17 protein-coding genes and 1 pseudogene are annotated in these 13,981 nt (G+C 62.4%); 1 reads left to right on the forward strand and 17 read right to left on the reverse strand.

Going from position 1 to position 13,981, the window contains the following annotated elements; translation table 11 throughout:
• From ACVOLQ_RS14490 to ACVOLQ_RS14525, 8 genes and pseudogenes are all read right to left on the reverse strand, one after another.
• Positions 1-869, reverse strand: an 869-nt coding sequence (locus tag ACVOLQ_RS14490) for a transposase zinc-binding domain-containing protein (RefSeq protein WP_481528452.1), incomplete at its 3' end; no start/stop codon positions are given.
• Positions 870-1,271: 402 nt separating this feature from the next.
• Complete coding sequence (locus tag ACVOLQ_RS14495; protein WP_223846397.1) at positions 1,272-1,919, reverse strand: peptide-methionine (S)-S-oxide reductase MsrA; 648 nt, start codon at positions 1,917-1,919, stop codon at positions 1,272-1,274.
• A gap of 24 nt (positions 1,920-1,943) precedes the next feature.
• On the reverse strand, positions 1,944-3,218 hold the full coding sequence (locus ACVOLQ_RS14500) for an acetyl-CoA C-acetyltransferase (protein ID WP_000857678.1): 1,275 nt from the start codon (positions 3,216-3,218) through the stop codon (positions 1,944-1,946).
• On the reverse strand, positions 3,215-3,523 hold the full coding sequence (locus ACVOLQ_RS14505) for an antibiotic biosynthesis monooxygenase family protein (RefSeq protein ID WP_002122973.1): 309 nt from the start codon (positions 3,521-3,523) through the stop codon (positions 3,215-3,217). Before ACVOLQ_RS14505 ends, ACVOLQ_RS14500 begins: the two co-directional genes overlap by 4 nt.
• Before the next feature lie 50 nt (positions 3,524-3,573).
• On the reverse strand, positions 3,574-3,819 hold the full coding sequence (locus ACVOLQ_RS14510; protein ID WP_025467194.1) for a glutaredoxin family protein: 246 nt from the start codon (positions 3,817-3,819) through the stop codon (positions 3,574-3,576).
• Positions 3,820-3,840: 21 nt separating this feature from the next.
• Positions 3,841-4,281, reverse strand: a complete 441-nt coding sequence (gene msrB, locus ACVOLQ_RS14515) for a peptide-methionine (R)-S-oxide reductase MsrB (RefSeq protein ID WP_000483554.1) — start codon at positions 4,279-4,281, stop codon at positions 3,841-3,843.
• A 31-nt stretch (positions 4,282-4,312) separates the two neighbouring features.
• The gene (locus tag ACVOLQ_RS14520; protein WP_223846396.1) at positions 4,313-4,663 is read right to left on the reverse strand and encodes a glutaredoxin; all 351 of its coding nucleotides are present in this window, start codon (positions 4,661-4,663) and stop codon (positions 4,313-4,315) included.
• Between the two features lie 124 nt (positions 4,664-4,787).
• A pseudogene (locus ACVOLQ_RS14525) lies at positions 4,788-5,045 on the reverse strand (IS91 family transposase); the annotation flags it as partial.
• 69 nt (positions 5,046-5,114) lie between these two features.
• Here ACVOLQ_RS14525 and ACVOLQ_RS14530 point away from each other — a divergent pair.
• Entirely contained in the window at positions 5,115-5,588 is a 474-nt protein-coding gene (locus ACVOLQ_RS14530; protein ID WP_127005324.1) for a hypothetical protein, read from the forward strand.
• A 575-nt stretch (positions 5,589-6,163) separates the two neighbouring features.
• Here ACVOLQ_RS14530 and ACVOLQ_RS14535 read toward each other — a convergent pair.
• The 9 genes from ACVOLQ_RS14535 to ACVOLQ_RS14575 form a co-directional block, all read right to left on the reverse strand.
• A complete protein-coding gene (locus tag ACVOLQ_RS14535) occupies positions 6,164-6,556 on the reverse strand; it encodes a hypothetical protein (RefSeq protein WP_047290294.1) in 393 nt (130 codons plus the stop codon).
• A 672-nt stretch (positions 6,557-7,228) separates the two neighbouring features.
• Complete coding sequence (locus ACVOLQ_RS14540) at positions 7,229-7,570, reverse strand: cation:proton antiporter (RefSeq protein ID WP_047290293.1); 342 nt, start codon at positions 7,568-7,570, stop codon at positions 7,229-7,231.
• Entirely contained in the window at positions 7,567-7,878 is a 312-nt protein-coding gene (locus tag ACVOLQ_RS14545; RefSeq protein ID WP_047290292.1) for an MrpF/PhaF family protein, read from the reverse strand. Before ACVOLQ_RS14545 ends, ACVOLQ_RS14540 begins: the two co-directional genes overlap by 4 nt.
• A complete protein-coding gene (locus tag ACVOLQ_RS14550) occupies positions 7,875-8,222 on the reverse strand; it encodes a Na+/H+ antiporter subunit E (protein ID WP_047290291.1) in 348 nt (115 codons plus the stop codon). Before ACVOLQ_RS14550 ends, ACVOLQ_RS14545 begins: the two co-directional genes overlap by 4 nt.
• Before the next feature lie 34 nt (positions 8,223-8,256).
• Positions 8,257-9,720, reverse strand: coding sequence for a complex I subunit 5 family protein (locus ACVOLQ_RS14555; RefSeq protein ID WP_047290290.1), 1,464 nt, complete (start codon positions 9,718-9,720; stop codon positions 8,257-8,259).
• Positions 9,717-10,145 carry an NADH-quinone oxidoreductase subunit K gene (locus ACVOLQ_RS14560; protein WP_047290289.1) on the reverse strand — a complete coding sequence of 143 codons (429 nt, stop codon included), beginning with the start codon at positions 10,143-10,145 and terminating at the stop codon, positions 9,717-9,719. Before ACVOLQ_RS14560 ends, ACVOLQ_RS14555 begins: the two co-directional genes overlap by 4 nt.
• Positions 10,142-10,555: an MnhB domain-containing protein gene (locus ACVOLQ_RS14565; RefSeq protein WP_279824023.1), complete on the reverse strand. Its 414-nt coding sequence runs from the start codon at positions 10,553-10,555 to the stop codon at positions 10,142-10,144. The genes ACVOLQ_RS14560 and ACVOLQ_RS14565 overlap by 4 nt, the downstream gene beginning before the upstream one ends.
• Positions 10,556-10,581: 26 nt before the next feature.
• Entirely contained in the window at positions 10,582-12,873 is a 2,292-nt protein-coding gene (mbhE, locus tag ACVOLQ_RS14570) for a hydrogen gas-evolving membrane-bound hydrogenase subunit E (protein ID WP_052914419.1), read from the reverse strand.
• Between the two features lie 2 nt (positions 12,874-12,875).
• Complete coding sequence (locus ACVOLQ_RS14575) at positions 12,876-13,961, reverse strand: calcium/sodium antiporter (RefSeq protein ID WP_047290287.1); 1,086 nt, start codon at positions 13,959-13,961, stop codon at positions 12,876-12,878.
• Between the last annotated feature and the right edge of the window lie 20 nt (positions 13,962-13,981).

Genomic DNA, 13,981 nt, shown 5'->3' on the forward strand with positions numbered 1-13,981 from the left:
CGACCGGTGGCGATGCGGTAGGTCATCGAACTCATCCGCAGCCCATCCATGCCGTCGTCGCTACCCGCGCTGTCGGACAGGAACACGGATTCGTCCTCGCCTTCCAGCCAGCCTTTGCGCGTCAGGTGCCGGCACACGCGATGCGCGATGGTGTTGGCCAGTTCCGTCAGTTGCGCCGATGTGGGCGCACGGGTGCGGTGCAGGCGCGGCTTGCGCTGCGGACGCTCGGTGGTGTCCTCGTACACGCCGTCGAGCCACAGCATGTGGAAGTGGATGTTGAGATTCAGCGCGCTGCCGAAGCGCTGGATCAGGGTCACCACGCCGCATTGCGCCGTATCCCGCGGCACGCCGGCCTGATCGGCAAGCCAACCGGCGATCACACGATGCACGATGCCCAGCACCGGGCTGATGGCCTCAGGCTTGCTGGCGAACAGGAAGCGCAACGGGTACGGGAAACTCAGCACCCATTGCCGCACCGGCCGCGGGCCGAACACCTCGTCCACCAGATGCCGCGCCGACTCGGCCATGCGCCGCGCCCCGCAGCTCGGGCACAGCCCGCGCTTCTTGCAGGAATACGCCACCAGCCTCTCGGCACGACAGTGCTCGCAGACCACGCGCAGGAAGCCGTGCTCGAGCACGCCGCAGCGCAGGTAGGTCTCGAACTCCTCGCGCACATACTCGGGCAGCGGGCGGTCTTCTACCTCACGGCGCGCGAGAAAGTCCGGCCAATGCGCCTGCACCAGCGCGTACAGCAGGGTGCGCTCGGGACGGTGAGGCGCATAGCGAGCCGTGGGCAGATGCGCTGCCGGCGACGTTGCGTGCGCCACGGCATCCTGCAGCTGCGACACGGTCGCGGCGAAGCGCGGCACGAAACACTCCGGTGCAGGGAATGGCTGCTCAGGCTTGCGCCCGCCCCGGCCGGTTCATATCGGCCTTTTCCGGTTTTCGTATCGGACATCGCCGAAAAGCAGTTGCTCGAAGTCGCCGATCAGATGTTATACAAAGCTAAAACCCAAGGCCGCAATCAAACCAGTGTGTTCGCCACACTGTAAGAGATCTGTTCACGCTGCGCTGATCTCAAGACCTCATAAAAACTGAGGTCTTGCTTCGGTCGATAAGCTGGTCTGATATTGGCATTATTTATTCCTTTCAAATACATGGGTAATGCGACTTACACAGATTTTTTATGCTCTCTTGGACTCCATGTGAAGGAGATCGTCACATTCTTTACATATAGAAAATAGAGTTCTTTAGCCAGCTGCAATTTCAGATTAACCGATTCGGTAAGCTTTCTGCATTTCCGGAGACAACTTTTTTAGCCAGCTTGAGAGACTGAAGCCTTTTCTATCGGTACTATTTAATTTAGTAAAATACAGATGTTCATCCCAGCGAGGACCGAAATCTACTTCTGCAAGACTTACAAGCTGTTTGTTTCTGCGAAGACGATGCTTTTGATGGTAATCTTCGGCGGGCCAAAAATAACCATTTTGTTCTCCGGCCTCAATCACCTCGGGAGATTTCTCCTTTCCAATCGCTTGAATCAGTTCTTCAGCTACTTGTTTTTGCTCCAGATCAAAAACAAAAAGTATCTGGCGATACTGGCCCTGCTTTCTACCATGAACAGACCATGATTCAAAACTTCCAAGAAGTTCCCTGTAGCTGATTTGGTCTTTATCGTAGATCACTCTGACGACTTCGGCGTGTCCGTTGATGTTGCGGTAACTCGGATCCAGAGTTGATGCTCCAGCGTAGCCAACACGTGTTTGCACTACTCCCTGCGTCCCTCCAAAATTAGAATCCGGTCCCCAAAAGCAACCCATGCCGAAAACCGTTTGACTAAGCTTCCCGATTTTCAATGCTTCTTCGATTGCTTCAGGGGTTGCAAATTCATAGCTTTCAACACCGTCTTCTTTATTCATTTTTAGATCCGACATATTTTTCTCCTAACTTTCAAGAATTGTAGCCACTCCCATTCCTCCCGCCGTGCAAACGACGATAAGGCCACGTTTTCCAGGACCAGCTGAGTGCAGTATCTTTGCTAAAACTCCGACGATCTTAGCGCCAGTAGCCGCAAACGGATGCCCAAGGGCAATGCTACTTCCACGGACATTTAGCTTCGAGCGGTCAATTTTTCCGAGAGGCTCTGATCGTCCCAAACGTGTTTTGCAGTATTCAGCAGACTCCCACGCCTTCATCGTGCAGAGCACTTGTCCAGCGAACGCCTCGTGAATTTCGTAAAAATCAAAATCCTGAAGCTTTAAGCCGTTTCGCTTCAATAATTCACTGACCGCCACAGTTGGAGCCATGAGCAAACCTTCGCCAGCGACGTAATCCACGGCAGAAGTATGAGAATCCACAATCTTAGCCAACAGGGGCCAATTATTCTTTTTTGCCTCTTCTTCTGATGCTAAAAGAACGGTGGATGAGCCATCTGTGAGCGAGCTTGAATTTCCCGCCGTCAAAGTCCCTTTTTCTGATTTATCAAAAACAGGTTTTAACTTCGACAATTTTTCCAAAGTTGTATCAGCACGCAAAATTCCATCGGTCTTATTTCCTTGGAATGGAAAGACGAGATCATCATAAAACCCATCTTTATATGCTTGAGCTGCATTTCTGTGACTTGCCAGCGCTAACTCATCTTGCTCTTGGCGAGAAATATTCCACTCTTTAACCATGAGCTCGCAATGCTCACCCATTGATTTTCCGGTGCGTGGCTCAACCACTGCGGGCAACACTGGCTTTAGATCGCTAGGTTTAATTCCTAAAATGATTTTTACTTTCTCACCAAGCGTTCTGGCAGAATTCAACGCAATCAATTTTCTTGCGAAAGTTCGACTAACCATAATGGGCAAATCGCTGTTGCTATCAACACCGCCCGCAATGCCACTTTCAATTTGGTGGCTAGAAATTTTGTGAGCAATCTGAATCGTATTTTCCAAGCTCGTTCCGCAAGCACGTTGCACGTTATATGCCGGAGTGTTTGGATGCAAACCGGAGGATTGAACGACTTCACGAGCCAAATTCCAGTTAGCCGAGCTGTGCATGACAGCTCCTAAGGCTACATCGCCCACAGTTTTTCCTTCCAAGTTATATCTATCAACTAAACTCTTTAGGCTCGCCGTCATTAGTTCTTCACTTGAGACGTCTCGATATGCGGTCATAGATTTCATAAATGGAATCCGAGCTCCACCTACGATATAAACGTTTCTCGTTTTCATAATTTCACCTCCGGCTTTGTGTGCCGTTCAAAAACTTCTCCGACCTTCACGTCGTACGATTCAAAAATGTAGTCTTTGCCAAGCATCTTGGCTTTTTTGTGTTCGGGATGCTTATCCCAAGCATCGAAAGCTTCTCTGGTAAGGAACTCGACAATTAGAACATCTTCACCGTTAGGAGAAGAAAACCGCTCATGGCTTCCGTAACCAGGAATGGCTTCGACAAGCGCGGACATCTCGGCGTATCTTCTTTCAAACTCCCCACCGTGCTCCTTGGCAACACGACTGCGGAAAACTGCTATAATCATTGATCTGACTCCTTACTAAGCTAATTACAATCCTCAAAAAAAAGATCTCGTTATTTCATCGAAGCTTCCAACCACTTGTCGAGATCCTTGAACTTGGGGTTTCTCAGCTTCTTTGTCCCAACCAGTATTGTCGGGAAATTTAACTTTCCAGTAGTATAAAGGGATCGCAGTTCATCAGCTGCCGCGTCGTCTTCGTGAACATCTAAAAAATCAAACTCGATTCCTTTTTCTTTCAAGTACGACTGGTAAATCTTGGTTTTGTGGCAGTCCTTATGACCGAACAGCTTAATCCCCACGACCCCCTCCATTTTCTAAAATTACTCTACAAACTTCAACGACTCCGAGTTGATGCAGAATCGAGCCCCAGAGGGCTCAGGACCATCTGGAAAAACGTGCCCTAAGTGGGCTTCGCACACATTGCATAGCACTTCGATTCTTCGTCCGTAAGTCGTGTCCAGTTCATATTGAATTACGTTGTCGGCGACGGGCTCAGAAAAACTCGGCCAACCTGTTCCCGAATCAAACTTAACGTTCGAATCAAACAGTTCAGTGTCGCAGCCCGCGCAGGCATACCGTCCTGCCTCATAAAATGAACAGAGTTCCCCAGTGTGAGGGCGCTCGGTGCCTTTCTTCCGCATGACATTAAATTGAGCGGGCGTCAGAATTTTTTTCCACTCTTCCTCGCTCTTTTCTACTTTTCTAGGAGGAGCGGGAGTGCCGTTATCGAGATAGTTGTTAATGCTTTCCCAGTTGAACATAAATTTGCTCCTTTATTTTTGGGTTTGTTCTTTAGCTATCAATCCACGCGAAGAAGTCAGTCGCGCTACCAATGAATTTTCCATCCACAAAAACTTGCGGAACAGTTTGAAGGTTGGTTTTTTTCTTCAACTCATCATAAGTCTTGGGATCGTCATCCACGCGAATTTGTTTAAAATCAACTTTTTCAGAAGTTAAGTACTCCTTCACGCGTTTACTAAACGGACAATGGTCTTTTGTGTAGATGACAACGTTCTTAAGTTCGCGTATAGGAAGTTCAAACGCCCTTTTCGGGCAGTCTGCTGGGTAGGCGGTGGTCGCGCAAGCCCCGTTTTGGGCACGGATCGGACGTCTGTGAGTGGGATTTCGGCATCGCGGGGCCACGCAGCGGGGTTGTCAGCAGCCATGCTTCGCTGATTCCCGACAGCGGGCCGAGCGCCGCCCTGCGGATCGTGGCCGCATCGGCTCGGATTCCGGTTTCGCCGTCGGCTGTGCAGCCGGCAGATCGTCACGCGGCTTGCACTGGCGGTGCGCGCGCTGCGGGCCTGTAGTGCGCTTCTTCCCGCGCGCCCTGCTTCACGAAGTGGCCAAGGATGGCGCGGATGGCGGCAGGTTCCTCGATGCTGGCGACGATCCGCACGGTGCCACCGCAGTGGACGCAGGCGGTGACGTCGATGGAAAAGACCCGCTTGAGGCGTTGCGCCCAGCTCATCGCACGGCGCTTCTGCTCGGGGCTGCGCGGCTCGTCGTGGGCGCTGACGTTGACCACTTCCGGGCCCAGGCGCAGGAGCAAAGGGCACGCGAGCAACGTCAGCACGAACAGGCCCTTCAGGCGTTGCAGGTCGAACTCCGCCAGGCCGCGGACCAGGTCACCGCCAAGAACGCGGAGCTGCTGAGACTCAATCGTGATAACGGCCGCCTGCTTGAACAGACCACGCACCAGCAGAAGGCGTTGACGGAGGCCGAACGCGAGGTCCGCAAAGCTCGTGAAGAACTGGAATCCTTGCGACCGCTTCCGGCACAAGTGACATCCCTCGAACAGCGAACGGCAAAGGCGATCACAGACGCAGAGGTGCTGCAGTCCCACCTGGACCAGGCGAGATCGCAACTTGAGCAAACGCGCCGAGAGCTACGCGATTCCGAACTCGAACGCGAGCGAACCCAGGCTCGGTTTGAAGGCATGCAGGCCGCGTGGGCTCAGCGTGATGCGACATTGACGCCGGCGACGGAGCCCGTCGAGCGCACCGGCAAGCGTCGCGTGCGTCCGCCTGCAGCCGAAGAGGCGACCCAAGACCTTCCTCTGAAGTAATGGGCGCCAGCGGCGCGGCGAAGGAACACAACGTCTCACTGATCTGCGGTGGCGAAATTGCTGCAGCGACAATCGGTTACCGAAGATTGTCGGACTTTTCCCGAATTAACGGCCAACCCTCGGTAACGGTGTTCATGTGAAATCTCCTGTCCCACAAGGGGACCTTGTTCAAACAATGGAAGACATAGTGAAAAGGTTGGGAAGTCAGTCGTTGCTGTGCATGGGCGCTCTCCTTGGGTGTTGGGCTCCGCAGGGGCCGCGAAGCCCTTCGCGGCCATGGGCAGCAGCTGGGGCCGGCGCGGGTGCGCCGTCAAGGGAGGAAGCGAAGGCGCTGGCGCGGCCCGCAGGCGCAGCCGAGGACACGGGCGCCGCAGCGGCCCTTGACGGGGGGAGCGCCCGCAAAGGCCAGGCAAGCCGGTGAAACCGGCGCGCAGGGGGTGCGAATCGCGCAGCACTGCCGGAGAGAAAGGGGTCGGCCCATTGGGTTGAGGGTCAACCCCAACAGCGCAGCACAGCATCAGAAAAGCGCCGCTCCCGCGATGTACGGGGCGGCGCCACAAGGCCTCAACGCAGCGTCAATCTGTCGCAGGCACCATCGCCTGCAGTTGTTCGATCACGCCAAGCTCGACAAAGACACACGGCTGCTCGGCCGCGACCGGAACGTTGAACACCCGGGCGAAGGCATCCCGCTTCAAATGCGCCAGCCGCCCGGTGCGGTACGCCTGATCAGGCTTCATCAGGCCCGAACCCGACGGCGTTCCGCTGCGCTGCGGATCGCATTCGACCAAGGCCACGAAGCCCTCCGAAAACAGGCGCTGGTGCTTGGGACACAGCCCCCAGCCCGTCGTCGTGTGGTGCTTCATGCTCGCGCGCAGGCGCCGGTCGAGCAAGATGTTGCCGGTATCAAAAGCAGTGCCGCACACCAGACAAAGCTGCTGCTCCAGCGAAACGTGTGATTTGTCGTCCATGACCAACTCCGGTGATCGGGCGGGATTGCCCGAGACCGGAAACGGCACGCCGCAGCGCAGCGGTCACAGGTTCGAAGACGGCCGAACGGCCGCCAGCGACCACAGGACGCGCAGACCTTGACAGCGAGAACGGTGTGCAAGGATGAAGGGATCAGCAAGCCAGCCCCACCACACAAGCAGGCACGAAACAGGCAAGCGCAGCGCGCAGGCCGGGGGCCCACCGACGGCCGGAGTGCGTCAGAGATCGGAGCCGAATGGCTGCGACCCGCAGGGGCGCGGGGCGCAGCCCGCAGAGCCCGACGGAGGTACGCCGAGACGCGAACGCCAATCTCTCGCACCAAACAACATCAAGTTCTGCGAGAACCACCGATGTCAAAGAACAAGCTACAAACGAAAGCAATGAATACACCTCGACCCAGCGGGCCAAAGCACAGTACGTACAGGTGGCGCCAGCCATGCGCTCGACCAAGGTTTCCCTCGTAGCCGCCTGCACCAGACCCCATATTGCCGGGGACTTCTATACCGACAACCAGTTCGTCAGTCTCGTCACCGAAACCCCCGCGACTTCGGTGTATGCATGCTCGTTGTTCAGAATAACTGGCAGCTTGATTTGAACGGCAGCAATTCAACGCTCTTGGCTGAGTTCAATCAGGCGCTGACGGAACACCTGTTTCAGTCAGGCGTTCCGTCCCAGTCCGTGTTGGAGACGAACTCCGCCGCGTCGACCGCTTGAGCCAGACCCCCTTCGCGCACTGCAGCCCGTGCCAGCAGGTGAGAAGCCACCGGCAAGGTCGCCAGCAGAAAACCCAGGATCAGCAGCAGCCGCCAGGTCCAGGCCGTGTCCTGGGCCACGAGCAAGGCGCCCACGCACACGAGCGTCAGCGCCAACGTGCCCGCCTTCGTCGCCGCGTGCTGGCGGGCCAGTGCATCGGGCAACACGATCACGCCCCAGGCTGCGATCACCAGCAACACCGCGCCAGCAGCAAGCAGCAGCCCGCCCAGGGTCGTCATCATCGCCGCTCCTCCTGCGTATCGGACGGCGCCGACCGCTCGATCAAGCGTGCCCACCCCACCGTCCCCACGAAGCCGACCAGCGCAAGGCCGATGGCCACGTCGAGGAACACGGTGCGGCGGGTGGCCAGCGAGGCCGCAACGCACAGCGCCACGGCGGCCGCCAGGAAGATGTCGAGGGCCACCACGCGATCCGCATGCCGAGGCCCGCGCACGATGCGCACGGTGGCGATCAGGGTCGCGCACAGCGCCAGCAAGGTGAGCACGGCTGTGGCCCAGCCCACCGAGGCCGCGTTCAGCAGCCCGTTCATGCCGACTCTCCAAACCAGGCCAGCAGCGGCGGCTCGAAGTCGCGCCGGATGGCGTCGACCTCAGCCGCCGCGTTGTTCGCGTCGAGCATGTGCAGCACCATCTCCCGGCGCACCAGGTCGATGTCGATCACCGTCGTCCCCGGCGTCAGCGAGATCATGCAGACCAGCAGCGCAGCGCCCTGTGGACTCATCGGCGCGAAGCCGATGCGCACGAAGGTCGCCGCAGGCGCCGTGCCGATAGCCAGGCCGCGCCGAACGATCGCGGCAACCGTTTGCACGCCCGAGGCGAGCATCGCCCAGCCAAAGCGCAGTGGCAAAAGGACGGCGGCGGTGAGCTTGTTCATGCGGCACGGCAATTCATGTGGCGGCTCCTGCGGTTCATTTCCGGCCCAGCGTCGCGGCCGCGGCCTGCGCGAACTCGATCAGTGTCTGGGGTGCAAATCCGATCGCAAGCGTCACGGCCGCCAGGCTGACCGTCGCCGCCCAGGCCGGTGCGAGCGCCACGCGCCGCGCTGGCCATACACCTTCCGCATCGGCCAAGGGATGGGGCTTCCAGAAGGCCTCGGTCCAGATCTTCATCATCGAGTAGAGCGTCAGCACGCTCACCAGCAGGGCCAGCGCGGCCCACGTGTAGCGCCCCTGTGCAAAGGCCTCCTGCAGCACCAGCAGCTTGGCCCAGAAGCCCGACAGCGGCGGAATGCCTACCAGCGACAAGGCCATCACCGCGAACAGCAGCGCCAGCATCGGCCGTGCGGCGGCCAGGCCACCGATGCGCCGCAGGTCGTAGCTGCCGGCCACGCTGGCCACCATGCCGGCGGTCAGGTACAGACTGGCCTTCACCAGGCTGTGGTGCAGCGTGTAGAACAGCGCCGCGGCATGGCCGGCCGGGCCGCCCAGTGCCACCGCCAGCAGCACGTAACCGATCTGGCTGACGCTGTGGAAGGCCAGGATGCGCCGCATGTCCCAGTGGTGCGCCGCGCCCAGCACACCAGCCACCATGGTGGCCACCGCCACCCAGCCCAGCACCTCGTACAGCGCCGCACCTTCGGGCATGAACACGTCGCCCAGCATGCGCAGCACGGCGTAGGCCGCCACCTTGCCCAGCAGCGCGGCGAACAGGGCCAGCACCGGCGCGGGCAGCGTGGGGTAGGACGCCGGCAGCCAGGCATACAGCGGAAAAGCCCCGGCCTTCAGCAGCAGCCCCACCGTCAGCGCCGCCAGCAACGTGTGCAGCAGGGCCGGGTCGAGCTGGCGCGCCGCCAGTGCCAGCCCGCCGTAGTTGAGCTGCCCTGTGGCGGCATAGAGCAGCCCGATGGCGGCCAGCAGCAGGAGCGTGCCGAACAGGTTCAGGCCCAGGTACTTGAAGGCGGCATCGAGCTGGTCGCGCCGGCCGCCCAGCGCGATCAGGCCCAGGGCGCAGATCAGCATCACCTCGAACCAGACATAGAGGTTGAACAGGTCGGCGGTGCTGAAGGCACCGGCCACGCCGGCCAGCGTGCCGTGCAGCAGCGGCAGCAGCAGCCGGTGGCGCGGACCGGGGTCGGCGTCGCTGCCCAGGAAGATCAGCGTGACCAGGCCCATCAGCGCCGTCAACAGCAGCAAGGCGGTGGACAGGCCGTCGAAGCGGAACTGAATGCCGTAGGGCGCGGGCCAATCGCCGAAGCTGACGCCGACCGGGCCGCTGGCGCTGACCTGCGCCAGCAGCGTCACCGCCGCCCCCAGGAAGCCCAGGACGCCGACGAAGCTGATGGCCTGCTGCGTGCGGGACCGGCCCGAGAACAGCGCCGTCAGGCCCGCGGTGGCCAGCGGCACGAGCACGGGTGCGGTGGCGACGATGCTCACGTGTCGGCCCTCTGCGGCCGCGCATCGTCGTCGGCATGGACGGCATCGAAGGCCAGCGGCGGCTTCACGGGGTCCGCCGGCTCGGGCTCCACCAGCCGCAGCGCCAGCGCATCGTCGGTGCCGACGCGCCGCACCAACTGCATGACCAGCACGAGCGCAAAGCACATCAGCGCGAACCCGATCACGATGGCGGTCAGCACCAGCGCCTGCGGCAGCGGGTTGGCCGCCTCCTGCAGCACCCGGCCGCCCGCCTCGATCACCGCCGGCTGCGCCGACCCCAGGCGGCCCGCGGCCAGCAGCAGCAGGTTCACCGCGCTGCCCAGCAGCGCCAGGCCCACCACGCAGCGCAGCACGTCGCGCGACAGCGCCAGGTACAGCCCTGCGGTCAACGTGATCCAGAGCGCGAAGGCGACGGCCCAGATCATTGCGCGCCCTCCTCCGCCTCGTCGCTGTCGAGCAGTGCGATGGCATAACCCCCCAGCGCACCCCACACGCACAGGTAGACGCCGAGATCAAACACCAGCACCGTGGACACCGGCAGCGTCGTGAAGCCCAGCGGCACACCGGCCCACAGGTGCGTAAGGTAGGCCTTGCCCATCAGCCAGGCCGGCAGGCCCGACAGCGCGCCGACCAGCACGCCCAGCGCCGCAAGCCGCACCGGCGAGCGCAGCGGCAGGCGCTGCGTGGCGGCATCGGGTCCGTGCGCGACGGCCCACAGCACGCTGGCGGTCACCGCCAGCAGGCCGCCGATGAAGCCGCCGCCGGGCTCGTTGTGGCCGCGCAGCAGGACCACCAGCGACGCGGCCAGGATCACCACGTACAGGGGCTTAGCCACTACCTCCAGGATGACCAGCCGGCGGTTCATCGTCCGGCCTCCGTGTCGCGCCGGGTGCGCACAGCACGCAGCAGCGGCACCGCCGCCAGCAGCGACAGCATCACGACCGTGATCTCGCCCAGCGTGTCCAGCGCTCGGAAGTCGACCAGGATCACGTTTACCACGTTGCGGCCCTGCGCGGCCGGCACACTGTGCTCGCCGAACCAGCGCGACAGCGTGTCGTCGAAGGGCAGCGCCACGGCGGCCAGCAGCAGCGCGGTCAGCACGGTGGCGAAGGCCAGCGACAGCACGAGCGCCATCGGGCGCCAGACCGGCTCGGGCACGCTCATGGCCTTGCCTTGGCGTTTCAACGCCAACAGCACCGCCGCAACGACGATGACGAACACCGTCTCAACGACCACCTGTGTGAAGGCGACGTCCGGCGCCCCCGCAAAGAGAAACAGCACTGCGCTGCCGTAGCCCACGAGACCGGCACCCAGCAGCAGCACCAGGCGGTCCTTCAGCGTGGCGGCCGCCATGGCGCCGACAGCGATCAGTAGCACGGCACCGGCCACGCCCAATGGCGGCGCAGACCAGGCCGGCCAGGCCAGCGTGGGCGCGGCTGCCACCAGCGGGAGCCCGATGGCCAGCACCGCCGCGGCCGCCGCCACGGCCATGTAACCTGGCGAGCGTCCGTGCTGCAACGCCCGCGTACTGAACGCAGCGAGACGCGGAATCCAGTCCAGGGAACGTTCGTAGAGCCTGGCAAGGCCGAAGGTGGCTAGCCGCGGGGCAACCGCATCCACCATGCGGTGCAGCACGTCCCACAGCAGATAGACGATCGCACCCAGCGCCAGCGTGGTGGCAAAGGTCAGCGACTCTGCCAGCAGTGCCCGCGCCAGCGGCGCCAGCACAGGGTCGTCGCCGGCGGTCATGGCCACCCCCGCAGCTTCTACCATCGGCTGGGCCCAGGCCGGGAACAGCCCCAGCGCGACGCCGAAGCCGGCCAGCACCATGGGCGGCAGCACCAGCGCGGGACCGGCCTCATGCACGCCGGTGAGCGCGGGCTCGGGCGCGCGGTGCCAGAACACGCGCACGGCGGCGACACCGGCCACGGCCACCGCGATGGCCGAGAACACCGTGTTGGCCAGCGGCGCGAAAGCCAGCACGTTGTCGGCCGCCTTGGCGTCGCCGATCAGGTCCTTCACCACGAAGCCGAACGACAAGGGGATGCCGGCCATCGACATGCCGGCCAGCGCCGCCGCCGCCGCGGTCCACGGCATGGCGTGGCGCAGGTTGCCCAGTCGGTCGATGATGCGGGTGCCGGTGCCATGATCGACATTGCCAGCGACGAAGAACAGCGGCGCCTTGTACAGCGCATGCGCCAGCAGCAGCGCGCCCACAGCCACCGCAGCACCTTCGCCTGGCATGCCCACCAGCGCCACCAAGGTGCCCAGCGTGGCCACCGTCGACCAGGCCAGGATGCGCTTGAGGTCGCGCTCGCGCAGCGCCAGCACCATGCCCCAGGCGGCGGTGATCGAACCCGCGCCCTGCAGCAGCACCTGCCACAGCAGCCAGTCGTCGAGGCCGGCGTCCAGCCGCGCCAGCAGGTACACACCCAGCTTCACCATCGTGGCCGAATGCAGGTAGGCCGACACCGGTGTTGGCGCGGCCATCGCGTTGGGAAGCCAGAAGTGGAACGGGAACTGCGCGCTCTTGGTGAAGGCGCCCACGATCACCAACAGGACACCCGCCGTCAGCAGCGGGGTGGGCGCGGTGGCCGGCAGGCGTTCGACGATCACGCTGATGGTGCTGGTGCCCATCACCTGCCCGATCAGGATCAAGCCCGCCAGCAGCGCCAGGCCGCCGGTGCCTGTCACCAGCAGCGCCTGCTGCGCCGCCTTGCGGCTGACCGCGCGTTCATGGTGGAAGCCGACGAGCAGGAAGGACAGCACGCTGGTGGCTTCCCAGAACAGGAAGAGCGTGAACAGATTGTCAGCAGTGACGCAGCCGATCATCGCCACCATGAACAGCGTGAGCTGCACGAACAGCCGCCGTTGCCCCGGGTGGCTTGCGAAGTAGCCGCCGGCGTAGACGAATACCGCGCTGCCCACAGCCGTGATCATCAGCAGCATCAGCACCGCCAGGCCGTCGATGCGCCAGGCCAGCGAGATGCCCAGCGCCGGTATCCACTCGAGCGCACCACCCGTCGGCAGCTGCAGCCACAACAACATGCCCACCACGACGCCCAGCGCGGCCAGAGGCAGCGCCGTGAAGGCGGCACGAGAGGCCAGCCCCATGCCGCCATCGGCCGCCGAGCTCAGAAGCGGCGTGCCCACGCTCAGCGCCCCGCCCGCCGCAACATCGTCACGCCCAGCGTGACGATGGTCAGCGGCACCACGAACCCCAGCATCGCGTCGCCGAAGGCCTGGACGCCGTCATGGCGCTGCGCCGCCAGCACCAGGTAGGCCACATACGCGACGTAGTAGCCCAGGAACAGGCCGCCCTCCCAACGGGCGATCTCGCGACCGGTCAGGAAGACCGGCAGGCAAGCCACCAGTGCGGCGAGCATGACCCACAGATCAAACCGGGCCACGTCCGGCGGCAGCGGCAGCGCGGCACCGGTGCCCACAGCCGCCACGACGGCCCCCAGGCCAACGACGCCAAAGAGGTTGAACACGCAACTGCCCACCACGTTGCCCACGGCGATGTCGCGTTCGCCCTTGAGGCTGGCCACTACCGATGCCGCCACCTCCGGCAGCGAAGTGCCCGAGGCGACGATGGTCAGGCCGATGATCACCTCCGACAGACCGAGTGCACGCGCGAAGATGACTGCCGCCTGCACCAGCCAATCCGATCCCAGCACGAGCAGCACCAGCCCGGCGACGATCAGACCGAGCTGTGCCGGCAGCCGGGCGTCCCACCGCCCCGCCTTGGCCGGCTGCAGTGTGTCGGCGTACTCGTCGGGACCGGTCGCGGCCGGCTCCGCGCGCGACTGCCGGACCAGGAACGCGGTGTAGGCCATCAGCAGGCCGAGCAGCAGCGATCCGTCGAACAGCCCCAACGATCCGTCCAGGCCCAGGACGATGAGCAACACGGCGCCGCCGATCATGATCGGCGCCTCCTGGCGGATGACTTGCCGGTGCACCGCCAGCGGCGTGATGAGCGCGGCCAGGCCCAGGACGAACAGCACGTTGAAGATGTTGCTGCCCACGGCGTTGCCCACCGCCAGCCCGCCCTGCCCGGCCAGCACTGCGCCGGTTGTCACGGCCATCTCCGGTGCACTGGTGCCAAAAGCCACCACCGTGAGACCCACCACCAGCGGCGACAGACCCAGGCGCAATGCCAGGAGCGACGCACCGCGCACGAGGATGAAGGCGCCGGCAACCAAGGCCAGGAGCCCCCCCGCGAACAGAAGAAAAGTCATTGCCGCAAAGTCGCCATGGC

The sequence above is a fragment of the Stenotrophomonas sp. STEN031 genome, assembly GCF_056759975.1.

What these genes read in the sequence shown, in the direction of transcription:
- ACVOLQ_RS14495 (WP_223846397.1), bottom strand. Translation starts at nt 1,919, where the DNA reads ATGAATAAAGAAGACGGTGTTGAAAGCTATGAATTTGCAACCCCTGAA.
- ACVOLQ_RS14500 (WP_000857678.1), bottom strand. Translation starts at nt 3,218, where the DNA reads ATGAAAACGAGAAACGTTTATATCGTAGGTGGAGCTCGGATTCCATTT.
- ACVOLQ_RS14505 (WP_002122973.1), bottom strand. Translation starts at nt 3,523, where the DNA reads ATGATTATAGCAGTTTTCCGCAGTCGTGTTGCCAAGGAGCACGGTGGG.
- msrB (WP_000483554.1), bottom strand. Translation starts at nt 4,281, where the DNA reads ATGTTCAACTGGGAAAGCATTAACAACTATCTCGATAACGGCACTCCC.
- ACVOLQ_RS14535 (WP_047290294.1), bottom strand. Translation starts at nt 6,556, where the DNA reads ATGGACGACAAATCACACGTTTCGCTGGAGCAGCAGCTTTGTCTGGTG.
- ACVOLQ_RS14540 (WP_047290293.1), bottom strand. Translation starts at nt 7,570, where the DNA reads ATGATGACGACCCTGGGCGGGCTGCTGCTTGCTGCTGGCGCGGTGTTG.
- ACVOLQ_RS14545 (WP_047290292.1), bottom strand. Translation starts at nt 7,878, where the DNA reads ATGAACGGGCTGCTGAACGCGGCCTCGGTGGGCTGGGCCACAGCCGTG.
- ACVOLQ_RS14550 (WP_047290291.1), bottom strand. Translation starts at nt 8,222, where the DNA reads ATGAACAAGCTCACCGCCGCCGTCCTTTTGCCACTGCGCTTTGGCTGG.
- ACVOLQ_RS14560 (WP_047290289.1), bottom strand. Translation starts at nt 10,145, where the DNA reads ATGATCTGGGCCGTCGCCTTCGCGCTCTGGATCACGTTGACCGCAGGG.
- ACVOLQ_RS14575 (WP_047290287.1), bottom strand. Translation starts at nt 13,961, where the DNA reads ATGACTTTTCTTCTGTTCGCGGGGGGGCTCCTGGCCTTGGTTGCCGGC.